The sequence below is a fragment of the Pseudomonas sp. JUb42 genome (genome assembly GCF_024807945.1).
Taxonomy (GTDB): Bacteria; Pseudomonadota; Gammaproteobacteria; order Pseudomonadales; family Pseudomonadaceae; genus Aquipseudomonas.
In genome coordinates this window covers 1-25,375 of the sequence record NZ_JANUFD010000004.1, presented here as the reverse complement: position 1 = coordinate 25,375, position 25,375 = coordinate 1, and the positions used below count along the sequence as shown (strand labels likewise).

Sequence of the window (25,375 nt, the reverse complement as noted above, 5' to 3'; positions counted from 1 at the left end):
GTGGGGACGAATCTGTGGGAGCGAATTCATTCGCGAAGAGGCCAGTACATCTAATAACTCTGCATCGCCTCGAATACAGCTTTCGCGAATGAATTCGCTCCCACAGAATGCGCTCCCCACAACCCTCTTGCGGACGGTGCAGATTAGTCTCAAACCGACAACTGCAATGCCCGATCACCCTGCAGATGCTCGCCCGGGCGGCGCTTGTTCACCCTCAGTTCGCCGATCCTGATCAGGTGGCTGCGGATGATATTGCGGCTCAGGCCCAGCAGGTTGGCGGTATGCACCTGATTACCATGGCTGAAGCGGTAGGCGGCACGCAGCAGGCTGTCCTCGACCTTTTCATGAAGGGCGCCGGCCTGTTCTTCGAACAGTTGCTCAAAGGCTCGGGTCAACAGGGTTTCGGCGCTCTCGTCGACGGCAGGCAAGGGGTCGCTGCGCTCGATGCGAAGTTGCGATAAATGCAGGTCGTCGGGGCGGATCAGTTTGTCCCGGCACACCAGCAGGGTGTGATGGATCACATTCTCCAGCTCGCGAATATTGCCCGGCCAGCCGTAGTCCTTGAGCCGTGCTTCGGCCTCGACGCTCAACGCGACTGCGCCGTAGCCCAGGCGCTGGCTGTAGCGCTCGATGAAATGCCGGGCCAGAGGCAGGATATCGCCAGGGCGTTCGCGCAGCGGGGCCAGGGGCAGGTTGACCACGCTCAGGCGGTAATACAGGTCCTCGCGAAAGTGCCCGGCATTGATCGCCTGTTCCAGCTGCACATTGGTCGCCGCCAGCACGCGTACGTCGATGGCGATGCTCTTGCGCGAGCCCAGCCGCACCACTTCGCGCTCCTGCAATACGCGCAGCAGCTTGACCTGGGTGGCCATGGGCAGGTCGCCGATCTCATCGAGAAACAGCGTGCCGCCATTGGCTGCCTCGAACCAGCCGGCCTTGGCCTGGGTGGCGCCGGTAAAGGCACCTTTTTCGTGACCGAACAACTCGGCCTCGACCAGGGACTGGGCAAAGGCGCCGCAATTCACCGCCACGAACGGCTGGTCACGGCGCTCACTCAGGGCATGGATATGCCGGGCCATCAGTTCCTTGCCGGTGCCGGTCTCGCCGATGATCAACACACTGGCGTCGCTCGGTGCCACGCGCTGGACGTGGGCGAGCAGGGCCTGTGAGCGCGGGTCTTCGAAGACCTGGGCCGTGGCCCTGATCGACGTCGCCAGCGCAGGCGAGGGGGCGAGGGTCAATAGCGACATAAGCGTTTCCCTTTCAGCGGATCACTTCTGCGGCGGCAGATCGTTGGCGATCATTTCGCCGAACGGTCCGGTCAGGTTGGTGATGCCGCGCCCGGCCAGGCTGGCGTAGGGCTCAGGCAGCAAGGGGAAGACCAGTTCGGCGAAGCGGTAGGCCTCTTCCAGATGCGGGTAGCCGGAGAAGATAAAGCTCTCGATGCCCAGGTCCGCGTATTCCTTGATTCGCGCGGCGACTTCTTCAGGATTGCCCACCAGTGCCGTGCCCGCGCCACCGCGCACCAGCCCGACCCCGGCCCACAGATTCGGGGCGATTTCCAGGTTGTCGCGGCGACCGTCGTGCAATGCAGCCATGCGTCGTTGGCCTTCGGAATCGAAACGCGAAAAAGACTTCTGCGCCGCAGCAATGGTTTCGTCGCTGATGTGCTCGATCAGGGTGTTGGCGGCTTTCCAGGCTTCTTCACTGGTTTCGCGCACGATCACATGCAGGCGGATGCCGAACTTCACCGTCCGGCCTTTGCGGGCAGCCCGTTCGCGCACATCGGCGAGCTTCTGCGCCACGGCGGCTGGAGGCTCGCCCCAGGTCAGGTAAACGTCTACCTGATCAGCGGCCAGGTCGTGAGCGGCCTCGGACGAACCACCGAAATACAGCGGCGGGTAGGGCTTCTGGATCGGCGGATAGAGGGCCTTGGCATTCTGCACTTGCAGGTGTTTGCCTTCGAAATCCACGGCTTCGCCTTGCAGCACCCGGCGCCAGATCTGCAGGAATTCGTCGGTGACTTCGTAGCGCTGGCTATGGTCGAGGAAGATGCCGTCGCCACGGTTCTCGTCGGGATCGCCGCCGGTCACCACGTTGATCAGCAGACGCCCGCCGGACAGGCGGTCCAGGGTCGCGGCCATGCGTGCCGAAACGGTCGGGGAAATAATGCCGGGACGGATCGCCACCAGATATTTCAGGCGTTCGGTCAGAGGCACCAGGGCCGAAGCGATGACCCAGGAGTCTTCGCAGGAACGGCCGGTGGGAATCAGCACGCCGTAGTAGCCAAGGTCATCAGCGGCCTGGGCCACTTGCTTGAGATAGTTCAGGGTAACCGGGCGCGCGCCTTTGCTGGTGCCGAGGAAGTGGCCGTCGCCGTGGGTGGGGAGAAACCAGAAAACGTTCATCGCAGATCCTTTGGGCTGTCCAAGTCGTGTTGCTGGAGCAACAGTTTTAAATCCTGGGACCCGTTATAAAGGCTTCGATTTATTCCGTAAAAGAACCTTAATCCATATTTTTAGATCGATAGTGAATATGCGTCAGGTAAAACCCGACTTGGCCAAATGCTATCCTGCGTCTCCGGTTCAGCCCTCCCTACAAGAAAGACACTGCATGACCTCCAAGAAAGAAGCTGCGCCCTTGCCCGAGGATTTGCGGGTATTTCTCACGGTAATCCGCAAGGCCGGGTTTGCTGCTGCGGCGGACGAGTTGGGTCTGTCTCCGGCCTACGTCAGCAAGCGCATTCAGATTCTGGAAAGCACCCTGAGCACGCGCCTGCTGCACCGCACCAGTCGACGAGTGGCCCTTACCGAAGACGGCGAGCGGGTGCAGCGCTGGGCGGTGCGGATTCTTGAGGACTTCCAGCTGCTGCACGACGAACTCTGCGAAGCCCGCGCCGCGCCGCGTGGCCGTCTGCACCTGTGCAGTTCATTCGGTTTCGGCCGCAATCACGTCGCGCCTGCGGTGTCGAGGCTGGCCGAGCTGTATCCGGATCTGGAAATACGCCTCGACCTGTTCGATCGTGTGGTGGATATCGTCAACGAGGGCTTCGACCTGGAAATCCGTGTCGGCGATGACATTCCCGGTCAGCACATAGGCCGCCAGTTGGTGAGCAATCGTCGGATTCTTTGTGCGGCCCCGGACTACCTGCAACGGCGCGGCATGCCTCAGGCCCTGGCGGAGCTCGAGCAGCACGATTGCCTGGTGCTCAAGGAGCGCGACAACGCCTTCGGCATCTGGCAGATGGAGTGCGGTGATCAGCACGACAGCGTGCGGGTGCGTGGGCCGCTGTCATCCAACAGTGGCGAGATTGTCCTGCAATGGGCGCTGGACGGCCGCGGCGTGCTGCTGCGTTCGATGTGGGACGTCAAACCGCTGCTGGAACAGGGCCGACTGGTGCAGATCCTGCCGGACTACACCCAGAGCGCCAACGTCTGGGCGGTGTACCCGACGCGCCTGGCCAACTCCGGGAAGTTGCGGGTGTGTGTGGAGTTTTTGCAGGAGCATTTTCGCCAGCTTTCGCTGTGATGCTTCCTGATATGGAAGCGAACTGCAGGACCGAATTCTGTGGGAGCGAATTCATTCGCGAAAGCTGTATTCCAAACGATGCAGATTTATTGGATGTACCGGCCTCTTCGCGAATGAATTCGCTCCCACACAACTTAGCGTCCACAAATCGCTCTCATGCTTACATCCCCAATGGGGTGTGGAGTTTCTCCTCAACTCAACCAGGGATTGGCCTGCAGGTGCCGCTGCTCGAACTCGCGAATCTGCGCACTGCGTTGCAAGGTGCTGCCAATGGCATCCAGGCCTTGTAGCAGCGCGTCCTTGCGTAACGCATCGATCTGGAAAGGCACGGCACGGCCATCGTGCAGGCGGATTTCCTGGGCTGGCAGGTCGACTTCGATCTGTGCTCCTGCGGCCTCGCTCACGGTGCGCCCCAACTCCTGGACCTGCTGCGTGTCCAGGGTGATCAGCAATACGCCGTTACGCTGGCAGTTATCGTAGAAAATCCCGGCGAAGCTGCTGCCGATCAGCGCGCGGATGCCCATCTGCTTGAGGCCCCACACCGCGTGCTCGCGGCTCGAACCGCAGCCGAAGTTGGGCCCTACCACCATGAAACTCGCGCCTTGCCAGCCCGGCTGGTTGAGGATGAATTGCGGATTGGGTTCGCCTGAGGGCAGGAAACGAAGGTCGAAAAACAGACCCCGGTCCAGCCCGGCGCGGTCGATGCCCTTGAGGAACTGCTTGGGCATGATCACGTCGGTGTCGATATTGGCCGCCAGCATCGGCGCGGCCTTGCCGCTGACTTGGGTAAAAGGCTGCAGGCTCATGGCTGGGTGCTCTCCTGGAAATGACGGACATCGGTCAGGTGCCCGGTGATCGCGGCGGCGGCGACCATCGCCGGGCTCATCAGGTGCGTGCGCGCCCCGGCGCCCTGGCGTCCTTCGAAGTTGCGGTTGGTGCTGGAGGCGCAGCGGTCGCCGGGGGCGAGTACGTCGTCATTCATCGCCAGGCACATGGAGCAGCCGGACTGGCGCCATTCAAAGCCGGCGTCGCGAAAGATCGTCGCCAGGCCCTCGGCCTCAGCCTGATCCCGCACCGCCGTGGAGCCGGGCACGATCATCGCCCGTACGCCATCTGCAACTTGCTTGCCGCTGACCACCCGTGCGGCATCGCGCAAATCTTCGATCCGGGCATTGGTGCAGGAGCCGATAAAGGCATGGCTGATACGGATTTCGCTCAGCGGCAGACCGGCCTGCAAGCCCATGTAGTCCAGGGCGCGGCGCATGTCCTGACGCAGGATCGGGTCGTCGATGGCGGCCGGGTCCGGCACACGCTCGCCGATGGCTGAGGCCTGGTCCGGGCTGGTGCCCCAGGTGACCATCGGTTGCAGATCGTGGGTATCCAGATGCACTTCCTGATCGAAGCGGGCGCCGGGGTCGCTGCGCAGCTCGCGCCAGACCGCCACGGCCTGTTTCCACAGCTCGCCCTTTGGCGCGCGAGGCTTGTCCTTGAGGTAGGCGAAGACTTTGTCATCCGGGGCCATGAAGGCGCCACGGGCACCGGCTTCCACGGCCATGTTGCAGATGGTCATGCGCGCCTCGACGCTCAGGGCATCGATGGTCGAACCGGTGAATTCGATGGCGTAACCCGTAGCGCCTGACGCGCCGATGCGACCGATCAGCGCCATGATCACGTCCTTGGACGTCAGGCCGTGGGCCAGACTACCTTCGACGGTCACGCGCATGCTTTTCAGGCGCTTGTAGACCAGGGTCTGGGACGCCAGCAGGTGCTCAATCTCTGAAGTGCCGATGCCGAAACCAAAGGCGCCCAAAGCGCCATAAGTGGTGGTGTGGCTATCGCCGGCGGCAATCACCATGCCCGGCAGGATAAAGCCCTGTTCCGGCGCGATCACGTGTTCGATGCCCTGGCGCTTGTCGAGCACATCGAACAGCTCGATGCCGAATTTCTCGCAGTTCTGCCCCAGGTACGATACCTGTAACGCGCCACCGGCATCGGCCATGGCCGCGACCCGCTGCGGTGCTGTCGGGTTGACATGATCGACCACCGCCAACGCCGTCTCCGGCCGCCAAACCTTGCGCCCGGCCTCGCGCAGGCCGCTGAAGGCTTGCGGGCTGGTGTATTCGTTGATGACCTGACGGTCGATATACAGCAGCACATGGCCTTGATCATCGAGCTGCGCCACGGTGTGCGAGTCGATGTGCTTGTCGTAGAGGGTTCTTGTTTTGGTCATGGCAACGCTCGCAGATAAATTCACAGGCTTGGTGAAGCATCTTAGGCGCGAGGCGCAGGCCATCAATGGCGGGACAGTGATGGCATGGGTCATGGATCGTGTTTGATCGATGAAGGCTCAAAGCAGGTGGTTCTGAGAATGTTAAATCAAGCTTCTGAGGCACGCCCCTTGATCGTCACAATCAAAATCCCCCCGACAATCGCCAGCACCCCCACTAACAAGGGGGTGGTCAGGGTCTCGCCAAGAAACATCACCGACATCACCAGCCCCACCACCGGCACGCCGAGCATGGCCGAGGACATGCTGGTGGTGGACAGCCACATGCTGGCGGCATTCACCGCACAGAAGCAGAAGGCCGTGGCCACGGGGCCGACGAACAGGGCGACTTCCCAGAGAGTGCGGGAGTTATCGCCAGTGAAGGGGCCTTCGATGATCCACGCCATGATCGTCAAGGGGATGCTGGCCAAGAGCATTTGCCACGGCGCCAACTGGTAGGCGCTGGAGCTGCCCTTGTAGTAGCGCAAATGCAGGATGCACAAGGCCCAGCAGAACGACGCGGCGAGGAGCATCAGGTTGGCTTTGATCAAGGTCCGGTTGTCCCAGTCCAGGGTCAATGGGTTGAGCAATACACCTACGCCGATCACTCCGAGCAAGGTGCCGATCAACAGGCGCGCGGACAGGCGCTCGCCAAAGAACAGCAAGGCCGCCGGGGTCACCCACAAGGGCGTGGTGTAGGCCAGTACGGCCGAACGGCCGGCCGGGATCTGGGTCATGGCAATGGCGCCGAGCACGGTAAATGCCAGCATTTGCAACAGGCCGACACTGGCAATCAATGGCCAGTCGCGACGGGACGGTAAGCGTAAGGTGCCGGTCACTCCTTGCAGGACGAACAGGCATCCGGCGCCAAGGACAAAGCGGGTGGCGGAAAACCAGATCGGGGTGATGTGGGCCAGGCCGGTTTTCATCACCGGCCAGTTGGCGCCCCAGATGACGATGGCCGCCAGCAACAGCGCGATACCCTTGGCCTGGGGCGACAGCAGGCCGCCGCGTCGGGTCGGGGTATCGAGGGTGCTGCAATCGGGGCCGTAATCCGCCATGGCGATTCTCCGGGTACAAAGGCTTCAGGGTGGAAAAATGTTAACCCTGCGTCCGGAGATTTATTTTCTCTTGTTGCTTGTCGTTACGCTCGTTTGCAGATATTTATTCTCTTTATAATAAATATTTAAGAGTATTTATCTTTATGCGAAAGCTTGACCGCATTGATATCGGCATTCTCAATCGCTTGCAGGAAAACGCCCGCATCACCAACGCCGAGCTGGCCAAGAGCGTCAACCTGTCGCCTACGCCCTGTTTCAACCGGGTCAAGGCCATGGAAGAACTCGGCCTGATCCGCCAGCAAGTCACCTTGCTGGCGCCTGCGGTGTTGGGCCTGCACGTCAATGTGTTTATCCATGTCAGCCTGGAGAAGCAGGTCGAAGATGCGCTGCATCGCTTCGAGGAGGCGATCAGCGAACGTCCGGAAGTCATGGAGTGCTACCTGATGACCGGCGATGCCGATTACCTGCTGCGGGTACTGGTGCCGAATATTCAGGCGCTGGAAGGATTCATCCTCAACCACCTGACGAAAATTCCCGGCGTGGCCAATATCCGTTCCAGCTTTGCCCTCAAACAGGTGCGCTACAAGACCGCGCTGCCGTTGCCGGCCAATGGTTTGACCATCGGGCTTTGAGGCTTATGGAAAGCCGTCTGACACCTGCCGGATCAACAGCTCATTGGCCTGGCGCAGATTGCCCGGCCTGAGAGAATGAGCGCCCCAGATATCGACTTGCAGGGCAAAATCCCTGACCTCGACAATGGCCAGTTGGTCCCGCAGCGGGCTTTCCTGTAACAGCTTCCTCGGCAACAAACCCAGGCCCAGCCCGGCGGCGATCATGCGCATCTGTATCGCCGCGCCGTGGGTGTCGATGCCCAGGCGCAGCTTCTGGCCGCGACCGCCCATGGCCGCTTCCAGTGCCGCGCGGTAACCGCAGCCCCTGGGGTTGAGAATCCATTCCCGGCACGAAAGGCTGTTGATATCGCTCGCTGAGTCGACGATGGGATGTTGCCTGCTCTGTACCACGACAATCTCCAGTGTGGTGATCAGTTTTCCCGCCAATCCCTCGGGAAGCTGGCTCGGCGCGGGCAGCAGCAGGGTTGCGGCGTCGAGTTCGCCGCGGCTGATCATCAGCTCAAGTTCCGAACTCCAGTGAGTCACCAGTTGCATTTCCAACTCAGGAAAGGCCTGACGAATCCGCGTGACGGCATCGAACACCACCACATCGGCCACCACTTGGGTAAACCCCACACGAAAGCGCCCGCTAGGCGTCGCTGACTCCTGAGGAATACTCAGCAGATGATTGGCGTCGCGCAGCAGGGTCACGGCGTGTTCGTAGATCCGATAGCCCATGGCCGTCGGTACGGGAGGGCGGCTGCTACGATCAAACAGGCTGGCATTCAGCGATTCCTCCAGATGCTGCAGGCGTCGGGACACGGCCGACTGGGTCAGGCACAGCTTCTCGGCCGCCTTGGTCAGGGATGCGCAATCGATGACCGCAACAAATGCCTTCAAGTCTTCAAATAGCATGCTATTTTCTCATTTAATTTCTGAAAATTATGCGTTTGATGAATTCTACGCCAAGGCCTAGGGTAGACCCAACACCCAACCCATTATCAAAGAGGATCAGCACATGCCCTTAGCCCGAGTCGACGTCGCCGCTGGCACCAGCACGCAAACTGTCGCAGCAATCAGCGAGGTGATCTACGACGCCATGGTCAACACCGCCAACGTCCCGGCCCACGACAAGTTCCAGGTCATCAACCGCCATGCTGTGGACGAACTGGTCTATCCGGCCGAGGGTTATCTGGGCATCAACTACACGCCTGGTATCGTTTTCATACAGGTCACCTGGAATGCCGGGCGCACGGTCGAAGTGAAGAAGGCGTTCTATAAGGCCGTCGCCGAGGGGATTCATGCCCGCACCGGGTTGCGCAAGGAAGATGTCTGGATCAGCCTGATCGATGTGAAGCGTGAGGATTGGTCGTTTGGCAATGGCGAGATGCAGTACGCGCCGGTGGAGTGAGTTGTGCCTGATGTAAGGCAATAAATGCGGTTTGCAGGAGCTGCCGAAGGCTGCGAAGACGGTGGGTCGGATCGATCCATTCGCAGCCTTGACTCGTAGGAGCGAAGCTTGCCCGCGAAGGCGGTGTATCAGGTTCAGATGATGCAGCGGATGTCCCGACCTCATCGCAGGCAACCTGGCTCTTACAGAGTCTCGTTCCAATTCGCTAAGGCTGATGGTGAAAGCCATGAATAGTTTGCGCTCGCTAATAGGAAGCATTACTATTCGTGCCCTTCGCCCCCCTCCAGCACACCGCCATGACTCTCAAGCTGCCAGGCAGTAAAGGCTTTCTTGATCACTATGAGGAGCTCATTGGCACATGGACCCGGCGCCTGAAGAATCGTCATCAGGCCGAAGACCTGACCCACGATGCCTTTGTCCGCGTGCTGGAATCCGACCGCGAGGCCGAGCAGCCTCGCGCCTATCTGCACCAGACGGCGCGCAATATCGCGGTGGATACCTGGCGGCGTGAAGACCGGCGGGCCTTGCTGGAACTGCAGGTCGATGAGTATGGCGTCCCGCAGGCGGGGGATCCGGAGGCGTTCATGCATGCCATCCAGCTGGCCGATTCCATCGAGCGCGCCCTGGCCGAGTTGCCCCTCAATTGCCGCAAGGTATTCATCTGGCAGAAACTCGAAGGCCTGACCCAGCAGGAAATCGCCGAGCGCATGGGCCTGAGCAAGAACATGGTGGAAAAGTATATGATCCGCACCCTTCGCCATCTGCGTGATCGTCTGGACGCCGCCAAGCCATGACCGCCCACATTCTTTCAAGCCGGATTCAGCCATGACCACCGATCGTGATTGCGCCGACACCGTGCGCGATGATGCGGCCGCCTGGTTTGCCCTGACCAGTGATCGGCCCCTTGATGCCGGGGAGCAGGCCCGTTTTGACGAATGGCGGGCGCGGAGTCCGCGACACACTGAGGAATACCGTGCGTTGCAACAGATCTGGGGCGCGGCTGATCAGCTGTCGAAAGAGCGCCTGCAGGCCTTGCTGCGCGAGGATTCTCCAACCTCCTTGCCGCGTAAAACCGCCGTATTGCGCTACGCCGTGGCGGCCAGCGTGGTCGCGGTGGCTGTCAGCGCTGCATTGTGGTTTGGCCTCAATACCGCCAACGACTACAGCGGCCAGTTCGCCACGGCATTCGGCGAGCGCAAGCAGGTGACGTTGCCGGACGGCTCAGTGGTGGATCTCAACTCCCGCACGCGCATGGAGGTGCATTTTGTCCGTGGGCAGCGCCAGGTCCTGCTTAGCGAAGGCGAAGCCATGTTCAGTGTGCAACATGATGCGTCCCGGCCGTTCGTGGTCGAGGCGGGCAAGGGCAGGGTGACAGTGACGGGCACCCGTTTCGATGTGCGCCGCGACCCGGCCCAGACCCTGATCGCGGTGGAGTCGGGTACAGTCAAGGTCAATGGCAGCGAGAATTCGGGCGATACCGTGGTGCTTACCGCCGGGCTCGGTTCCCGAGTCGATGGCAGCGGTCGGGTGTCGCCTGCCAGTGCTGTTAATACGGCTGCGATCATTGCCTGGCGTACTGGCAAGCTGGTGTTCAACGATGCGCCCTTGAGCGAAGTGGTCGAGGAAGTCTCACGCTATCGCCAGCGACCGTTGATGGTAGCCAGTGGCAAGACTGCCAATCTGCGCCTGACCAGTGTCTTCAAAGCCGATGACACGGACGCTCTGTTACGGGCCTTGCCGAGCATTCTGCCAGTGATGGTGCGGACCCTCGGGGATGGCAGCCAGGAAATAATTTCACGTTAGATTCAGGTTTTTTTTCAGTTCTTCGTCTTCTTGTCCAACTGCGACTGGTTTGCATTACAGCACGCAGACAAAGCTCCGACTCTGGACCTCTCAGGACACTATCCGACGTGAATAACAACCAACCTGCCGCCCCTCATTCATTACCCACCGCGCCTTCGCGCTGGTTGCCGCTGTTACTGGCGATTGCCGTGGCCAGCGCTGCGGGCGTGGCCCAGGCTGCTGATGCGCCGATGGTCATTCATATTCAGTCTCAGCCTTTGGGCGCCGCCTTGAGCCAACTGGCGCAGCAGGCTTCACTGCAATTGTTCTTCAGCCCCGAGCTGGTGGCAGGCAAGCAGGCGCCCGCTGTGGACGGCAATCTGTCGGCGGAGCAGGCCCTGCGCGCGCTACTCAAGGGCAGTGGTCTGGAGTACCAAATTTCCGCCGATACCGTGATCCTGCAACCCACAGGCAGCAGCGCCAGCACCACGCCGGGCAGCCTGGAAATCGCCGCCACTGACGTCAAGGTCGTGGGTGACTGGCTCGGCGATGCCGATCAGGCCGTGGTGCAGAATCATCCGGGTGCGCGCACCGTGGTGCGCCGGGAGAATATGGTCGAGCATGCGGCCACCACCGTTGGTGATGTGCTGCGTCGGGTCCCCGGCGTGCAGGTGCAGGAGAACAACGGCACCGGTGGCAGCGATATTTCACTTAACGTCGGCGTGCGCGGCCTGACCTCGCGCCTGTCGCCGCGCTCCACGGTGCTGATCGACGGCGTGCCGGCGGCCTTTGCGCCCTATGGCCAGCCGCAGTTGTCCATGGCGCCGATTGCCGTGGGTAACCTCGACAGCATCGACGTCGTCCGCGGTGCCGGTTCCGTGCGCTATGGGCCACAGAACGTCGGCGGGGTGATCAACTTCGTGACCCGGGCCATTCCCAAGGACCTGAGCGGCGAAGTCAGCACCACCCTGGAGTCAAGCCGTTACGGCGGCGTGAAGAATATGGAGACCGGCTTTATCGGCGGCACCCTGGACAATGGCCTGGGCGCGGCTTTGTTGTACTCCAAGGTCGGCGGCGACGGTTATCGCGAAAGCAACAATCACAACGACATCAACGATGTGCTGTTCAAGACCCATTGGGCGCTGACGGACGATGACGATCTGTCGGTCAATTTCCACTACTACGACGCCACTGCCGACATGCCCGGCGGCCTGACCCAGAAGCAGTTCGACGCCAATCCGTATCAGTCGGTGCGCGATTACGACAACTTCACCGGGCGGCGCAAGGACGTGTCGATCAAGTACAAACGGCAGATCGACGAGTCGACCCAGTTCGAAGTGCTGACCTACTACTCCGACAGTTTTCGCGGCAGCAACATCGCCGCGCGCAACCTGTTGACCGAGGGCTCGTTCCCGCGCAGCTATCACACCTTCGGCATCGAGCCGCGTGTGTCCCATGTATTCGACCTTGGTCCGACTACCCAGGAAGCCAGCCTCGGTGTGCGCTACCTCAAGGAAGCCATGCATGAGCAGGCCAGCCAGTTGGCTCTGGTCAATAACGTGCTGACCCCGACCAAGGCTTCCGACGGTCATGTCTACCAGGACCGTACCGGCGGCACCGAGGCCACGGCGGTATACCTGGACGACAAGATCGATATCGGCAAATGGACAATCACTCCGGGCATCCGCTTTGAAAGCATCGATACCCACTGGCATGAGCGCGCCGTCATGGGCCTGAACAACGTGCCGGTCACGGCCAAGGACCGCAGCGTCAATGAAAACGAGCCGCTGCCGGCACTGAGTGTGATGTATCACCTGTCCGACAACTGGAAGCTGTTCGCCAACTACGAAACCTCCTTCGGCAGCCTGCAATACTTCCAGGTCGCCCAGGGCGGCAGCGGCAACAACACCGCCAACGGCCTGCAACCGGAGAAGGCCAAGACCTACGAGATCGGCACCCGTTTCGACAATGGCATCTGGGGTGGCGAGCTGACGGCGTTCTACATCGACTTCGCCGACGAGCTGCAATACGTCAGCAACGACGTGGGCTGGACCAACCTCGGCGCAACCCGTCACGAAGGCATCGAGTCCTCGGTGCACTACGACCTCGGCAACCTCGACTCACGCCTGCAAGGGCTGACCGCCAACGCCGGTTTTACCTACACCAGCGCCACTTCCCAAGGGGACATTCCCGGCTTCAAGGGCCGCGACCTGCCGTTCTACTCGCGCCAGGTGGGCACCGTGGGGCTGCGTTATGAAGGCAATCGCTGGACCTGGAACCTCGACGGCTACGCCCAGTCGCAGCAACGCGCACCCGGCACCGGCAGTAACGCCGATGGCAGCTTCAACGGCAACTACATCACCACCCCGACTGCCGACGGCCAGTACGGCAACATTCCCGGCTACATGACCTGGAACGTGCGTGGCGGCTATGACTTCGGCAAGCAACTGTCCAACCTGAAACTGGGCGCCGGGGTGAAAAACCTCTTCGACCATCAGTACTTCACCCGCTCCAGCGACAACAACGCCGGCATCTACCTGGGCCAGCCACGCACGTATTTTGTGCAGGCCAGCGTCGGGTTCTGATGGTCAGGGAGGTAAGCGGATTTGCAATCCGCTTACCTGGGTTTCAGGCAGTCTAGGACCGGCCTTGGCTCATTCAAGGATGGGCTGCAGTCTTGGCTTGTAGCTCAATGCCGATGGCGCGCATCACTTTCATGATCGTGTCGAAACGTGGTTTTGCGCCGGGGGCCAGCGCCTTGTACAGGCTGGCTCTGCCAAGGCCTGAGTCCTTGGCGATGCGGGTTATTCCGCGGGCCCTGGCGACATGCCCGACCGCGCGAATCAATTCATCGGTATCGCCGTCAGCCAGCACTTGGGACAGGTACTCGGTGATCGCCTCATCACTGTCGAGCATGGCCGCCATGTCAAAGGGCACCAGGTCATCGGTCATGGTCAAACCTCCTTGGCCATTATTTTTGCTTGCCTGATATCGGCAGGCTGTGTTGATTTGTTGCCGCCCACCAACAGAATGATGAGCGACCTGCCGCGAATGGTGAAATAGACGCGGTAGCCTGCTCCCGCATCAACACGCATTTCGCTGACCCCTTCACCCACGGATTTGACGTCTCCCAGATTGCCTGCCGATGCCCGTTCGATGCGTCTGGCGATAGCGATTCTGGCGCGCATGTCGCGCAGGCTGGTGTGCCATTGGCTAAATATTTTGGTTTGTTGGATAGCGTAATTCATGGGCAGCGTTTGTATCCAACGGGAGACAGGATACACCACTCAATATTTGTAAAATGTGTAACAACATCTTTTCCGGTAATCCTGTGCGGTCGACCGATAGGCGCTTGCTGGACATCAAGGCAAACAGTGGCTAAACCGCCATCATTAGGCCTACCATAAGGCCACTATAAGCACTCAGATATCGCGCCATGATCAGAGCCAGCCTGCGTAGTCACCTGACCCTTTGGTTTGCCGGCCTGTCGCTGTTCACGCTGCTCAGCGTGGGCTTCTACGTAGGGCATATCGCCACCGAACAAATGAAGCTGGCCAGCGGCAACGCCTTGTTGAACACGGCCCGCTCGGCGGCGGTTCTGCTGGCTTCGCAATTCAGCGAGCGGCAGCTGGAAGTGTCGCAGCTCACCCGTTCGCCGCTGTTTCGCCGCGGCAATCTCGACGATCCGGACATTCTCACCACCATGGACCTGCGTACCCAATCCCGTGCCGAATACGCCTGGATGGGCGTGGCCGACGTCAATGGTCAGGTCAGGCAGGCCGCCAAGGGCTTGCTGGTCAATCAATCGGTGAAGGCGCGGCCTTGGTTTCAGGCCGGGTTGCAGGGTAATTATTCCGGCGACCCCCACGAAGCGGTGCTGCTCGCCAAGTTGCTGCCGGGGGCGAGCAATGGCGAGCCGCTGCGTTTTATCGATTTTGCCGCGCCGATTCGTACTGCCGATGGCCAGGTCGTGGGTGTGCTCGGGGCCCATGCCCACTGGAGTTGGGTGACCCAGATCGTCGAATCGGCGGTGATGGAGAAAGGTCTGGCGCCAGGTGTTGAAGCGCTGATCGTCGATGCGGGCGGCAAAGTGCTGTATCCGGAACAGCTCGCCGGGCAGACCGTGGCCAACCTCACTGCGGCACAGACCCGGCCGGGCTGGTCGTTGGGCGAGGATGACTACCTGACCAGTGCGGTGGCGGTGCCGACCCCTCCCAATTCCGGTCTGGCCTGGTACATCGTGGTCCGCCAGCCTCTGGACATCGCCCTGGAACCTGCACGCATCCTGTTCTACAACCTGCTGGTGCTCGGCGTTATCGCTGCCGTCGGCTTTGGCTTGGTGGCCTATTACCTGGCGCTGAGCATGAGCCGTCCCATCGAACAGTTGGCCCGCTCGGCCAAACTGGTTCAGGATCAGCAACCTGGCGCGCAGTTTCCCCAGGAGCACGCGGTGTTGGAGATCGCCCAGCTCGGTCGCTCCATCAGCGGTATGACCGAGTCTCTGCTGGGCAAGGAGCGTGAGTTGCAGGAGGCCAACGCCTCCCTGGAAGCTACCGTTGCGCTGCGTACAGCCGCCTTGACTCAGGCCAATGCCGAACTGTTGCAACTGGCAACCCACGACGCCTTGACCGGTGTCTACAACCGTCGTCGCCTCGATGAAAAACTCGCCGAGTGCAGCCAGCTGTTCCAGCGCACGGGGCGGCCGTTCGGCATGTTGCTGATCGATGCCGATCACTTCAAGCGGGTCAACGACAGCTATGGCCACGCCGTTGGTGATGAGGTGTTGCAGCGTCTGGCCGCGCTGATTCAGGGCAATATCCGCAGTACCGATTTCCTCGCCCGCTACGGTGGTGAGGAGTTTGCCGTGCTGTTGCCCGAGGTCGAAGCAGCGCAGAGCCCGGCAGTCATTGCCGAGAAGATCCGCGCTGCGGTGGCTGGGGCGATTTTCGCTACGGTGGGGCAGGTCACCGTCAGCATTGGTGTCGGCGTCACCGAGCCGGGGGACGGTGACAGCATGGCGCTGATCCGTCGCGCCGATCAGCAGCTGTATCAGGCCAAATCCCTGGGGCGCAACAAGGTCGCCTGATTTAGCGATATCCTGCGCCTCATTCCCACCCAAGGCGCTCTGCCATGCTGCATAAAAACCTCACTCGTCGCCTGGATCTGATCACCTTGCAACTGTTCGTGGCGGTGCACGAAGAGGGCACCCTGACCAAGGCGGCAGCGCGGGAGGCGATTGCGGTATCGGCGGCGAGCAAGCGCCTGATGGAACTGGAGGATGCCCTGGGTATCGGCCTGTTCGTACGCAACGCCAAGGGCATGGCCCTTACGGCGGCGGGGGAGACCTTGCTGCACCATGCCCGGCGCATGCTGTTCGATGTGGAGAAAATCGGCCTGGAACTGGGCGAACACAGCCAGGGCGTACGGGGTTATGTGCGGATGCTGGCCAACCTCTCGGCGATCATCCAGTTTCTGCCGGAAGACCTGCACGACTTCGTCGAGGACCATGCCCAGGTCAAGGTCGATCTCGAGGAGCGGCCCAGTACCGGTGTGGTGCAGGGCGTGATCGATGGCGTGGCGGATATCGGCATCTGTTCCATGGACACCGACACCGTTGACCTGATCAGCGTGCCCTATCGGCATGACCAACTGGTCGTAGTGATGCGCCCCGATCATTCGTTGGCCGGGCGCGAGCGGGTGGACTTTGCCGACACCCTGGACAGCGACCATATTGGCCTGCACTCGGCCAGTTCGATCAATATGCGTGCCCATGCGGCGGCCCGGGCCAGTGGCAAGGTCCTGCGCCTGCGCATTCATGTGCCGGGCTTCGATGCGGTATGCCGGATGGTCCAGGCCAATATGGGCATCGGTATCCTGCCGCAGAAGGCCTTCGATCTGTTCGGCCAGTCTCTGGGGTTGACGGCGGTGACCCTGAATGACGAGTGGTCGCGCAGGACCCTGGTGCTGGTGATTCGTGATGAAGCGGCGTTGTCGCCGGTGAGCCGGTTGTTGTTCGAGCATCTGCGCAGGCCGATTTTGTAAACCGTAGGACCGGCTTTAGCCGGGAGGGTGCCCTTACGGTTCGCGGCTAAAGCCGCTCCTACGGCAGCAGCAGGTAGCGTTCTCGTTTCGCGAACGCCCCTTGCCAACTGACGGTTGGCTTTGCCCGATGCTGTTCCTCTAGTCTTGGCCCAAATTCCAAGAAACATGAGGTACAGAAGATGACGGCGCCCCTGAGTGGCATCCGCGTGATCGAGATCGGCACCCTGATTGCGGCGCCTTTCGCCGCCCGCCTGCTGGGTGAGTTCGGTGCCGAAGTGATCAAGATCGAATCGATAGGGCAGGGCGATCCTCTTCGCAAATGGCGAAAACTCCATGAAGGCACGTCCCTCTGGTGGTATTTGCAGTCGCGCAATAAAAAATCCCTGGCCCTGAACCTCAAGTCCCCCGAAGGCATTGCCATCGTCAAGCAACTGGCCGAAAGCGCCGATGTGCTGATCGAGAACCTGCGCCCCGGCGCCCTGGAAAAGCTCGGCCTGGGCTGGGATGTGCTGCATGCCATCAACCCCAAGCTGACCCTGGTACGTATTTCCGGCTATGGTCAGACCGGTCCTTACCGTGATCGCCCCGGTTTTGGTGCCATTGGCGAGGCCATGGGCGGCATTCGCTACACCACTGGCACCCCCGGTTCGCCGCCGGCCCGGGTGGGCGTCAGCCTCGGCGATTCCCTGGCGTCGATGCATGCGGTGATGGGCGCGCTGATGTCCCTGCTGCGGGTCAAGACCGGCCAGGGCGACGGGCAGATTGTCGATGTGTCCCTGGCTGAAAGCGTGTTCAACCTGATGGAAAGCCTGATCCCCGAATACGACATGCTCGGCCATGTGCGTGAGCGCAGCGGCGGCGCCTTGCCGGGTATCGCACCGTCCAATACCTATCCGACCGCCGACGGTGCCTATGTGGTGATTGCCGGGAACAGCGACCCGATCTTCAAGCGCCTGATGCAGGTCATCGGTCGCGACGATCTGGGCGATAACCCGGAGTTCGCCCACAACGACGGCCGCGCCCGGCAGAGCGACCTGCTCGATCAGGCCATTGCCGACTGGACTTCCAGCCAGCCTATCGACGTGGTCTTGCAGGCCCTGGAACAGGCCGAAGTGCCAGCCGGGCGAATCTATTCGGTGGCCGATATCGTCGCCGACCCGCACTACCAGGCCCGGGACATGCTGCTTGACGCGCAACTGCCCGGCGGCGCGGCGGTGAAGATGCCGGGCATCGTGCCCAAGCTGTCCGAGACGCCGGGCCAGGTCAATTGGCAGGGGCCGAGCCTGGGCCAGCACACCGACAGCGTGCTCAATGGCCTGGGTCTGACCGAGCTCGATATCGAGCGTCTGAAACGTGAGGGGGTGGTGCAATGATCAATGACTTTTCCCAACGCCTGATCGTCCAGGAAGTCGCCCCACGGGACGGCTTGCAGATCGAACCTCAGTGGGTCGAGACCGCCGACAAGATCGCCTTGATCGATCAGTTGTCCCTGGCCGGATTTTCCCGTATCGAAGCCGGTTCATTCGTCTCGCCCAAGGCCATTCCGGCCCTGCGTGATGGTGACGAAGTGTTTCGCGGCATCCAGCGTCAGCCGGGGGTGATTTACGTTGCGTTGATCCCCAACCTCAAGGGCGCCGAACGGGCCATCGCTGCCGGGGCTGATGAGTTGAACCTGGTAATGTCCGCCAGCCAGACCCACAACCTGGCCAATATGCGCATGCGCTGCGAGCAGTCCCTGGCAGCGTTCGGTGATGTTGTCAGCCTGGCCCGGGGCACGACCCTGAGCCTGAACGCGTCGATTGCCACCACCTTCGGTTGCCCCTTTGAAGGCAAGATCAGCGAAGACCGGGTGATGCAGATTGTCGATGCCTATCAGGAACTGGGCGTCGACGGCATCAGCCTCGCCGACACCACCGGTATGGCCAATCCGCGCCAGGTCTACCAACTGGTGCAGCGCGTGCTGAGCCAGGTGCCTGCCTCGCGACTGACCCTGCATTTCCACAACACCCGTGGCCTGGGCCTGAGTAATGTGCTGGCGGCTTATGAGGCCGGTGCGCGGCGTTTCGATGCGTCACTCGGCGGTCTTGGCGGCTGTCCTTTCGCGCCCGGTGCTTCGGGGAATATCTGTACCGAGGACTTGGTGAACCTGTGCGAGGAGATGGGCATTGCTACCGGAATCGATCTGCCCCATCTGCTCGCGATGTCGCGTCGATTGCCCACGCTGCTCGGCCACGAAATGCCGGGGCAAGTGGCCAAGGCGGGGCGTAATTGCGATCTGCATCCGGCACCTGACGATGTGATGAACCTCCTGTAGGACCGATCGTAGGAGCGGCTCCCTTGGTTGTGTGTACCTGATCATCAACCCAGACAACAAAAACAATCGGACCCCCACGGGAAGTCCGTCTGGAGACCCAGCAATGACCATTTCTGTATTAACTGCGGACAGCACCCCCGCACAAATAATAAGTGCCGAAAAAGCCCTGATCAGCAAAGTCGCCTGGCGACTGATGCCGTTGATCATGGTCTGTTATCTGTTCGCCTTCTTCGACCGCATCAATATCAGCTTCGCCAAGTTCCAGTTGCAGGCTGACCTGAGCCTGAGCGACACCGCTTATGGCCTGGGCGCCGGGTTGTTCGTGGTCGGTTATGTACTGTTCGAAGTGCCGAGCAACATGATGCTGTACAAGGTCGGCGCGCGGCGCTGGATTGCCCGGATCATGATGTCCTGGGGCGTGGCCACGGCCTTGATGGTATTCGTCAACAGCGAGTGGCAGTTCTACGGCCTGCGTTTCATCATCGGCGCGATGGAAGCCGGTTTTGCTCCCGGCGTGCTGTATTACCTGACCCTGTGGTTCCCGCAGCACTACCGCGGTCGCATCACTTCCATGCTGTTCCTGGCTTCGGCTTTTGCCGGGTTGGTCGGTGCGCCATTGTCTGGTCTGGTGCTGGGGCATCTGGACGGGGTGATGAACATGCGCGGCTGGCACTGGCTGTTCCTGCTCGGCGGCGTGCCTTGCGTCGGTCTGGGTCTGCTGGTGTTGCTGGTCTTGAAGGACAAGGTCACCGATGCCCATTGGTTGACCAACGAAGAGAAAACCTACCTGGCCAGCCGTATCGCCCATCATGAACCGCACAAGGGTGGCTCGCTGCTGGCGGCCTTGAAACTGCCGGGCTTCCTGATGCTCGGGCTGATCTACTTCCTGATCCAGGTGGCATCCTACGGACTGAACTTCTGGGCGCCGCAGCTGATTCGCAGCGCCGGCACCGAGAGCCCGGTGATCATTGGCCTGCTAACCGCCGTGCCGTATATCTGCGGGGCGATCAGCATGGTGGTGGTTGGGCGCTTGTCCGATGCCAGCGGTGAGCGACGCAAGTTTGTCTGTGGCCTGGTGGTGATCGGTGCGATCGGTTTCTTCAGCGCCGGGATCTTTGCCCAGCACACCACCTTCCTGATCGTTGCTCTGGCCCTGATGGGCACCGGTATCGTCGCTTCCATCCCGGCCTTCTGGGCCTTGCCGCCAAAACTGCTGGCCGGTGCGGGCGCCGGTGCCGCGGGCGGGATTGCGGTGATCAATACGCTGGGTCAGTTCGGCGGGATTGTCAGCCCGGTGATGGTCGGCAGTATTAAGGACCTGACTGGCAGCACCACACCGGCGCTGTATGTGATTGGCGTTGCCAGTCTGGTGGCTGCGGCGCTGCTGTTGTGGGCGTTGCCGCAGAAGCTGCGCACGCTGGATAAAGTCGACGGTTGATGGTTCTTATGTGGGAGCGGATTCATCCGCGAAAGCGGTATTTCAGGCGATAGAGTTCTATCGAATGTATTGGCCTCTTCGCGGATGAATCCGCTCCCACAGGGTGTTCGCTTTATTCCCTGTTACGGCTTCCAGATCTGCACATCCTTGGCATCCACCGCCTTGGGCAGCAGCCCTGCGGCGAAGAAGGCATCGGCAATCTTCTGCTGTTCGCCCAACTGGTCAGCCTTGACCGGTTCTACCTGGTAGCTGCGATGGGCATTGGCGGCCTCTACGGTGGCGGTATCAAGGTTGCCCCACAACGGCCCCAACACCTGGGCGGCGTCCTTGGGGTTGGCCTTGATCCAGGCGCCGGCCTGATGTAATTGCTCGTACACCCGCTTCAACACTTCGGGGTGGGCCTTGGCGTAGTCATTGCTGGTCAGGTAATAGCGCTTGTAGCTGGCCAGGCCTGTGCCATCAGCCAAGGTGCGGGTCGGCAACTGGCGCTGCACGCTGGTCAGGAAGGGTTCCCAGGTCACCCAGGCATCGACCTTGTTGTTTTCAAAGGCCGCACGGCCGTCAGCCGGTGACAGGTAGGCGGGCTGGATATCGGAAAACTTCAGCCCGGCCTTGTTCAAGGCGGCGATCAACAGGTAATGGGTGCCCGCCGCCTTGGTTACGGCGACTTTCTTGCCCTTCAAATCTGCCAGCTGCTGGATCGGCGAATCCTTGGGCACGACGATGGCCTGGGCGCTGGGGGAGGGCGATTCTTCGGCAAAGTAAGTCAATTTTGCCTGGGCCGCCTGGGCGAAGATCGGCACGGTGTCGGCCACATCGGCACTGATATCGACGTTGCCGATATTCAGCGCTTCCAGCAACGGCAAGCCACTGGCGAACTCATGCCAGGTGACGTCGATACCGTCCTGCCCCAAAGTCTTTTCCAGGGTGCCCTGGGCCTTGAGTAAAGTGATCAGGGTCGAGGATTTCTGGTAGCCGATGCGCAGAGTTTCCCGGGCCTGGACGGGCAGGGCGATGGCGCAGGCCAGGGCGGCGAGCAGCCCGGCGCGGAACAGGCGGGTTCGTGTAGTTCGAATGACATTAGGCATGGCGGGCTCATGGACAGAGGGTCGTGTCATTGATCATAAAGTTCTAAAAACTATTATTTAAATACCTTGTGCTTATTAGCTTATGCACTGAGCACCCGTCGTCACCTGCCTCGAAACTTTGCCGCCCAGCGCCTTGTCACTCATAAATACCTCAAAGGAGTACGGTAATGGCGCGGGCAATCTGGAAGGGCGCAATCAGTTTCGGTCTGGTGCATATCCCCGTGGCACTGGTGTCGGCCACGTCGACCCAGGGCGTGGATTTCGACTGGCTGGACAAGCGCAGCATGGACCCGGTGGGCTACAAGCGGGTCAACAAGGCGACCGGCAAGGAAGTGACCAAGGACAATATCGTCAAGGGCGTGGAGTACGAGAAGGGCCGCTATGTGGTCATCAGCGAAGAGGAAATTCGCAAGGCTCACCCGCGCTCGACCCAGACCATCGATATCTTCGGCTTCGTCGACAGCAAGGACATTCCCTTGCAGAACATCGACACCCCCTACTACCTGACCCCGGACAAGCGCGGCGAAAAGGTCTACGCCCTGCTGCGCGAAACCCTGCTGGATACGAAAAAAGTCGCCCTTGCCAATGTGGTCCTGCATACCCGCCAACACCTGGCGGCGGTGATGCCACTGGAGTCGGCCATGGTCCTGGTGATGCTGCGCTGGCCCGCCGAAGTGCGCACCCTCGACAGCCTGGAACTGACCGACGCGGTGACCGACGTGACCCTGAGCAAAAGCGAGCGGGACATGGCCAAGCGTCTGGTCACCGATATGAGCGCCGACTGGCAGCCCGAGGATTACATCGATACCTTCCAGGAGAAGATCAAGGAACTGGTGGAGACCAAGGCCCGGGAAGGCAAGATCGAGGACGTGGAGGGCGATGGCGGTGAGCAAGAGCGCAAAAGCGCCGATGTCATCGACCTTACCGAGCTGCTCAAGCGCAGCCTGGCGGGCAAAAGCAGCGCCAAAAAGACCTCGGCGGCGAGCAAGACCAAGGCGAAAAAGGCGCCTGTCAAACCTGCTGCGACTCCACGCAAAACCCGCAAGGCATCCTAGGCACGGAGGCAGTCGATCATGGCCAGTACCGACAGCGAGTACACCCGCAAACGCAACTTCACCCTCACCGCCGAACCGCCGGAAGCCCCGGCCAGGGGCGCGGGCAAGAACAAGTCCCTGAGCTTCGTGATTCAGAAACACGATGCCAGCCACCTGCACTATGACTTTCGCCTGGAACTGGACGGCACCCTGAAGAGCTGGGCGGTGCCCAAGGGCCCGAGTCTGGACCCGAGCAACAAGCGCCTGGCCGTGCATGTGGAAGATCATCCGCTGGGTTACGCCAGTTTTGAGGGCAGCATTCCCAAGGGCCAGTACGGTGGCGGCGACGTGATTGTCTGGGATCGCGGCATCTGGCAGCCCCATGGCGACCCTCGGCAGACCTATAAGGCTGGCAAGCTCAAGTTCACCCTGATCGGCGAAAAACTCACGGGCGAATGGGCATTGGTGCGTACCCATCTCAAGGGCAGCGGCGACAAGGAACAGTGGCTGCTGATCAAGGAAAAAGATGAGGTGGCCCGGCCTGCTGCTGAGTACGACATCCTGGTCGAGCAGCCGCGAAGCGTGATCAGCGGCGCATTGGTGGGCGAAGTGAAGGGTGAAACGAAAAAAGCCAAGGCTGCTAAACCGAAGCCCAAGGCTGTTGCGCCGAAGAAGAAAAATGCCGATGGCGTGCCGGAAACCCTCGCCCCGCAACTGGCCACGCTGATGGACGAGCCCGCAGGCGATGACTGGCTCTACGAGATCAAGTTCGATGGCTACCGCCTGCTGACCCGGATCAAGGGCAAGGAAGTGCGGGTGTTCAGTCGCAACGGCAACGACTGGACCGACCGCCTGCCCATGCAGGTCAAGGCGCTGGCGGCCATGGGCCTGGAAGATACCTGGCTTGATGGCGAGATGGTCCTGCTCAACGACGACGGCTTGCCGGATTTCCAAGGCCTGCAAAATGCCCTGGATATCGGCCGCAGTAAGGACATTGTCTACTACCTGTTCGACCTGCCGTTTCTCAGCGGCCAGGACCTGCGCGAAACCCCTCTGGAACAGCGCCGCGATGCCCTCAAGCAACTGCTCGATCATCAACGCAGCCGCTTGCTGCGTTTCTCCGACACCTTCCGCGCCGGGCATCGGGACATCGTCGAGAGTGCCAGCGCCATGGGCCTGGAAGGGGTGATCGGCAAGCGCCCCGGCAGCGTCTATCAGTCCCGCCGCAGCCCGGACTGGATCAAGCTCAAATGCCGCCTGCGTCAGGAGTTTGTGATCATCGGCTATACCCAGCCCCAAGGCAGCCGCAGTGGTTTTGGCGCACTGTTGCTGGCGGTCACTGCTGATGACGCTGAGGACGAACTGGTTTACGCCGGGCGGGTCGGCACCGGCTTCAGCGAAACCACCCTCAAGCAGTTGCTGGCACAGATGCAGCCGTTGCAGCGTGATGCTTCGCCTCTGACGAACAAACTCACCGCCGCCCAGAGCCGGGGGGTGCACTGGATCGAGCCCAAGCTGATTTGCGAAGCGGAATTCGCCCAGTGGACCCAAGACAATATCATTCGCCACGCCGTATTTATCGGCCTGCGCAGCGACAAGCCGGTCAGTCAGGTCAGTCATGAGCGGCCGTCCCACGCCAAGCCGAAAGCGGCGGCGGCCAGTTCGGCTAAAGCCAAGGCTGCTCCGACGACCAAACCTGTAGCCAAAGGCAAGGCCAGGGTGGCGGGGGTTGATATCAGCCACCCCGAGCGGGTCATCGACAAGGAAAGCGGCGTGTACAAGGTCGAGCTGGCGCAATTTTATGAAGCCATTGCCGAGTGGATCCTGCCGTTCCTCAAACAGCGGCCGGTGGCGTTGCTGCGTTGCCCCGAAGGCGTTGGCGGCGAGCAGTTTTTCCAGAAGCACTCCGAGCGCCTGGCGATCCCCCATATCAAGCAACTGGAGCCCGGCCTCGATCCCGGTCACGCGCGGTTGATGGAGGTCGATAGCTTAGAGGCCCTGGTCGGGGCGGCGCAGATGGGCGCCATCGAATTGCATACCTGGGGTGCTACCCACGACAAGACCGAAACCCCGGACCAGATGGTCCTCGACCTGGACCCCGATCCCGACCTGCCCTGGCGCAGCATGATCGAAGCCACACAGATGGTCCTCGCGGTGCTGGATGAGCTTGGCTTGCAGTCATTCCTCAAGACCAGTGGCGGCAAGGGCATGCACATCATTGTGCCCCTGGCCCGGCAGGCCGACTGGGAGACGGTCAAGGCCTTTGCCAAGGCCATCGCCGAATTCATGACCCGCCAGTTGCCCGAACGCTTTACCGCCACCTCCGGGCCGAAAAACCGCGTCGGCAAAATCTTTATCGACTACCTGCGCAATACCCGCGGCGCCAGCACTGTGGTCGCCTATTCGGTACGTGCCCGGCCGGGGCTGCCGGTATCGGTGCCGATCAGCCGGGATGAACTGTCCGGGCTGCGCTCGGCACGGCAATGGCATGTGGGCAATCTGCAGGAGCGCTTGCAGGGGCTCAAGGGTGATCCGTGGGCGGGGTATCAGAATCGGCAGCGGCTGACCAAGAAGTTGTTGGCGAAGCTGGAGTCCTGACATCGGGTGAACTCCAAAAAAGGGATATCGGGGGTGCGAATAATGTGGGAGCCGTCCCGCCGACAAGGCGCCGAGCTGTCGCGCCGCAAACACTTGGCAGGGGAGTCATCTAATGAAATGGTTCCCCCGGCTCGACTCCTGTGAACGGCTCTAGACTTTCACAGGAGTCACTATTCGGAGCATCGTCATGTCACACGTCACT

The 25,375-nt window shown here is 61.1% G+C and carries 22 protein-coding genes; 13 read left to right on the top strand and 9 right to left on the bottom strand.

The genetic code is table 11. The annotated features are described in order from the left end of the window. Positions 1-149 precede the first annotated feature (149 nt). Complete coding sequence (locus M2401_RS09050; RefSeq protein WP_259101771.1) at positions 150-1,250, bottom strand: sigma-54-dependent Fis family transcriptional regulator; 1,101 nt, start codon at positions 1,248-1,250, stop codon at positions 150-152. A gap of 21 nt (positions 1,251-1,271) precedes the next feature. After that, positions 1,272-2,408, bottom strand: coding sequence for an FMNH2-dependent alkanesulfonate monooxygenase (gene ssuD, locus M2401_RS09045; RefSeq protein ID WP_259101768.1), 1,137 nt, complete (start codon positions 2,406-2,408; stop codon positions 1,272-1,274). A gap of 205 nt (positions 2,409-2,613) precedes the next feature. Between ssuD and M2401_RS09040 the strand changes: the two genes are divergently transcribed. Further along, complete coding sequence (locus M2401_RS09040; protein WP_259101766.1) at positions 2,614-3,528, top strand: LysR substrate-binding domain-containing protein; 915 nt, start codon at positions 2,614-2,616, stop codon at positions 3,526-3,528. A gap of 191 nt (positions 3,529-3,719) precedes the next feature. On the opposite strand, the gene leuD is transcribed toward M2401_RS09040, so the two are convergent. The 3 genes from leuD to M2401_RS09025 form a co-directional block, all read right to left on the bottom strand. Continuing rightward, complete coding sequence (gene leuD / locus M2401_RS09035) at positions 3,720-4,334, bottom strand: 3-isopropylmalate dehydratase small subunit (RefSeq protein ID WP_259101764.1); 615 nt, start codon at positions 4,332-4,334, stop codon at positions 3,720-3,722. Beyond that, positions 4,331-5,758, bottom strand: coding sequence for a 3-isopropylmalate dehydratase large subunit (leuC, locus tag M2401_RS09030; RefSeq protein ID WP_259101761.1), 1,428 nt, complete (start codon positions 5,756-5,758; stop codon positions 4,331-4,333). Before leuC ends, leuD begins: the two co-directional genes overlap by 4 nt. A gap of 146 nt (positions 5,759-5,904) precedes the next feature. Further along, on the bottom strand, positions 5,905-6,855 hold the full coding sequence (locus M2401_RS09025) for a DMT family transporter (protein WP_259101759.1): 951 nt from the start codon (positions 6,853-6,855) through the stop codon (positions 5,905-5,907). A gap of 143 nt (positions 6,856-6,998) precedes the next feature. Here M2401_RS09025 and bkdR point away from each other — a divergent pair, with 143 nt between their 5' ends. Then, positions 6,999-7,487: a Bkd operon transcriptional regulator BkdR gene (bkdR, locus tag M2401_RS09020; protein ID WP_259101757.1), complete on the top strand. Its 489-nt coding sequence runs from the start codon at positions 6,999-7,001 to the stop codon at positions 7,485-7,487. 3 nt (positions 7,488-7,490) lie between these two features. Here bkdR and M2401_RS09015 read toward each other — a convergent pair whose 3' ends face one another. Further along, positions 7,491-8,381: a LysR family transcriptional regulator gene (locus tag M2401_RS09015; protein WP_259101755.1), complete on the bottom strand. Its 891-nt coding sequence runs from the start codon at positions 8,379-8,381 to the stop codon at positions 7,491-7,493. A 103-nt stretch (positions 8,382-8,484) separates the two neighbouring features. On the opposite strand from M2401_RS09015, the gene M2401_RS09010 reads away from it, so the two are divergent. The 4 genes from M2401_RS09010 (at position 8,485) to M2401_RS08995 (ending at position 13,244) form a co-directional block, all read left to right on the top strand. Further along, the gene (locus M2401_RS09010) at positions 8,485-8,877 is read left to right on the top strand and encodes a tautomerase family protein (protein ID WP_259101753.1); all 393 of its coding nucleotides are present in this window, start codon (positions 8,485-8,487) and stop codon (positions 8,875-8,877) included. A 296-nt stretch (positions 8,878-9,173) separates the two neighbouring features. Beyond that, positions 9,174-9,671: a sigma-70 family RNA polymerase sigma factor gene (locus tag M2401_RS09005; RefSeq protein WP_259102685.1), complete on the top strand. Its 498-nt coding sequence runs from the start codon at positions 9,174-9,176 to the stop codon at positions 9,669-9,671. A 31-nt stretch (positions 9,672-9,702) separates the two neighbouring features. Continuing rightward, a complete protein-coding gene (locus tag M2401_RS09000) occupies positions 9,703-10,680 on the top strand; it encodes a FecR family protein (protein WP_259101750.1) in 978 nt (325 codons plus the stop codon). Positions 10,681-10,787: 107 nt separating this feature from the next. Continuing rightward, positions 10,788-13,244 (top strand): TonB-dependent receptor, encoded by a 2,457-nt coding sequence (locus tag M2401_RS08995; RefSeq protein WP_259101748.1) that lies wholly within the window; start codon positions 10,788-10,790, stop codon positions 13,242-13,244. Positions 13,245-13,317: 73 nt separating this feature from the next. Here the strand turns inward: M2401_RS08995 and M2401_RS08990 are convergent, their stop codons facing one another. Together M2401_RS08990 and M2401_RS08985 are read right to left on the bottom strand one after the other, a co-directional pair. Beyond that, positions 13,318-13,611: an addiction module antidote protein gene (locus tag M2401_RS08990; RefSeq protein ID WP_259101746.1), complete on the bottom strand. Its 294-nt coding sequence runs from the start codon at positions 13,609-13,611 to the stop codon at positions 13,318-13,320. A gap of 2 nt (positions 13,612-13,613) precedes the next feature. Beyond that, on the bottom strand, positions 13,614-13,907 hold the full coding sequence (locus M2401_RS08985; protein ID WP_259101745.1) for a type II toxin-antitoxin system RelE/ParE family toxin: 294 nt from the start codon (positions 13,905-13,907) through the stop codon (positions 13,614-13,616). Positions 13,908-14,095: 188 nt separating this feature from the next. On the opposite strand from M2401_RS08985, the gene M2401_RS08980 reads away from it, so the two are divergent. From M2401_RS08980 to M2401_RS08960, 5 genes are all read left to right on the top strand, one after another. Further along, positions 14,096-15,745 carry a diguanylate cyclase gene (locus M2401_RS08980; RefSeq protein ID WP_259101742.1) on the top strand — a complete coding sequence of 550 codons (1,650 nt, stop codon included), beginning with the start codon at positions 14,096-14,098 and terminating at the stop codon, positions 15,743-15,745. Between the two features lie 44 nt (positions 15,746-15,789). Then, positions 15,790-16,701 carry a LysR family transcriptional regulator gene (locus M2401_RS08975; RefSeq protein WP_259101740.1) on the top strand — a complete coding sequence of 304 codons (912 nt, stop codon included), beginning with the start codon at positions 15,790-15,792 and terminating at the stop codon, positions 16,699-16,701. A 179-nt stretch (positions 16,702-16,880) separates the two neighbouring features. Beyond that, positions 16,881-18,074, top strand: coding sequence for a CaiB/BaiF CoA-transferase family protein (locus M2401_RS08970; RefSeq protein ID WP_259101737.1), 1,194 nt, complete (start codon positions 16,881-16,883; stop codon positions 18,072-18,074). Then, entirely contained in the window at positions 18,071-19,015 is a 945-nt protein-coding gene (locus tag M2401_RS08965; protein WP_259101734.1) for a hydroxymethylglutaryl-CoA lyase, read from the top strand. Before M2401_RS08970 ends, M2401_RS08965 begins: the two co-directional genes overlap by 4 nt. 103 nt (positions 19,016-19,118) lie before the next feature. Then, positions 19,119-20,453 (top strand): MFS transporter, encoded by a 1,335-nt coding sequence (locus M2401_RS08960; protein ID WP_259101731.1) that lies wholly within the window; start codon positions 19,119-19,121, stop codon positions 20,451-20,453. A gap of 122 nt (positions 20,454-20,575) precedes the next feature. On the opposite strand, the gene M2401_RS08955 is transcribed toward M2401_RS08960, so the two are convergent. Further along, positions 20,576-21,541 (bottom strand): aliphatic sulfonate ABC transporter substrate-binding protein, encoded by a 966-nt coding sequence (locus M2401_RS08955; RefSeq protein ID WP_259101729.1) that lies wholly within the window; start codon positions 21,539-21,541, stop codon positions 20,576-20,578. Positions 21,542-21,708: 167 nt separating this feature from the next. On the opposite strand from M2401_RS08955, the gene M2401_RS08950 reads away from it, so the two are divergent. Then, positions 21,709-22,596, top strand: a complete 888-nt coding sequence (locus M2401_RS08950; protein WP_259101727.1) for a Ku protein — start codon at positions 21,709-21,711, stop codon at positions 22,594-22,596. A gap of 18 nt (positions 22,597-22,614) precedes the next feature. After that, a complete protein-coding gene (ligD, locus tag M2401_RS08945; protein ID WP_259101724.1) occupies positions 22,615-25,173 on the top strand; it encodes a DNA ligase D in 2,559 nt (852 codons plus the stop codon). Positions 25,174-25,375: the final 202 nt, after the last annotated feature.

What these genes read in the sequence shown, in the direction of transcription:
- M2401_RS08965 (WP_259101734.1), top strand. Translation starts at nt 18,071, where the DNA reads ATGATCAATGACTTTTCCCAACGCCTGATCGTCCAGGAAGTCGCCCCA.
- M2401_RS08955 (WP_259101729.1), bottom strand. Translation starts at nt 21,541, where the DNA reads ATGCCTAATGTCATTCGAACTACACGAACCCGCCTGTTCCGCGCCGGG.
- ssuD (WP_259101768.1), bottom strand. Translation starts at nt 2,408, where the DNA reads ATGAACGTTTTCTGGTTTCTCCCCACCCACGGCGACGGCCACTTCCTC.
- M2401_RS09025 (WP_259101759.1), bottom strand. Translation starts at nt 6,855, where the DNA reads ATGGCGGATTACGGCCCCGATTGCAGCACCCTCGATACCCCGACCCGA.
- M2401_RS08975 (WP_259101740.1), top strand. Translation starts at nt 15,790, where the DNA reads ATGCTGCATAAAAACCTCACTCGTCGCCTGGATCTGATCACCTTGCAA.
- M2401_RS09000 (WP_259101750.1), top strand. Translation starts at nt 9,703, where the DNA reads ATGACCACCGATCGTGATTGCGCCGACACCGTGCGCGATGATGCGGCC.
- ligD (WP_259101724.1), top strand. Translation starts at nt 22,615, where the DNA reads ATGGCCAGTACCGACAGCGAGTACACCCGCAAACGCAACTTCACCCTC.
- M2401_RS08970 (WP_259101737.1), top strand. Translation starts at nt 16,881, where the DNA reads ATGACGGCGCCCCTGAGTGGCATCCGCGTGATCGAGATCGGCACCCTG.
- leuD (WP_259101764.1), bottom strand. Translation starts at nt 4,334, where the DNA reads ATGAGCCTGCAGCCTTTTACCCAAGTCAGCGGCAAGGCCGCGCCGATG.
- M2401_RS08985 (WP_259101745.1), bottom strand. Translation starts at nt 13,907, where the DNA reads ATGAATTACGCTATCCAACAAACCAAAATATTTAGCCAATGGCACACC.
- M2401_RS09005 (WP_259102685.1), top strand. Translation starts at nt 9,174, where the DNA reads ATGACTCTCAAGCTGCCAGGCAGTAAAGGCTTTCTTGATCACTATGAG.
- M2401_RS08960 (WP_259101731.1), top strand. Translation starts at nt 19,119, where the DNA reads ATGACCATTTCTGTATTAACTGCGGACAGCACCCCCGCACAAATAATA.
- leuC (WP_259101761.1), bottom strand. Translation starts at nt 5,758, where the DNA reads ATGACCAAAACAAGAACCCTCTACGACAAGCACATCGACTCGCACACC.
- M2401_RS09050 (WP_259101771.1), bottom strand. Translation starts at nt 1,250, where the DNA reads ATGTCGCTATTGACCCTCGCCCCCTCGCCTGCGCTGGCGACGTCGATC.
- M2401_RS08980 (WP_259101742.1), top strand. Translation starts at nt 14,096, where the DNA reads ATGATCAGAGCCAGCCTGCGTAGTCACCTGACCCTTTGGTTTGCCGGC.
- bkdR (WP_259101757.1), top strand. Translation starts at nt 6,999, where the DNA reads ATGCGAAAGCTTGACCGCATTGATATCGGCATTCTCAATCGCTTGCAG.
- M2401_RS09040 (WP_259101766.1), top strand. Translation starts at nt 2,614, where the DNA reads ATGACCTCCAAGAAAGAAGCTGCGCCCTTGCCCGAGGATTTGCGGGTA.
- M2401_RS08950 (WP_259101727.1), top strand. Translation starts at nt 21,709, where the DNA reads ATGGCGCGGGCAATCTGGAAGGGCGCAATCAGTTTCGGTCTGGTGCAT.
- M2401_RS08990 (WP_259101746.1), bottom strand. Translation starts at nt 13,611, where the DNA reads ATGACCGATGACCTGGTGCCCTTTGACATGGCGGCCATGCTCGACAGT.
- M2401_RS09015 (WP_259101755.1), bottom strand. Translation starts at nt 8,381, where the DNA reads ATGCTATTTGAAGACTTGAAGGCATTTGTTGCGGTCATCGATTGCGCA.
- M2401_RS09010 (WP_259101753.1), top strand. Translation starts at nt 8,485, where the DNA reads ATGCCCTTAGCCCGAGTCGACGTCGCCGCTGGCACCAGCACGCAAACT.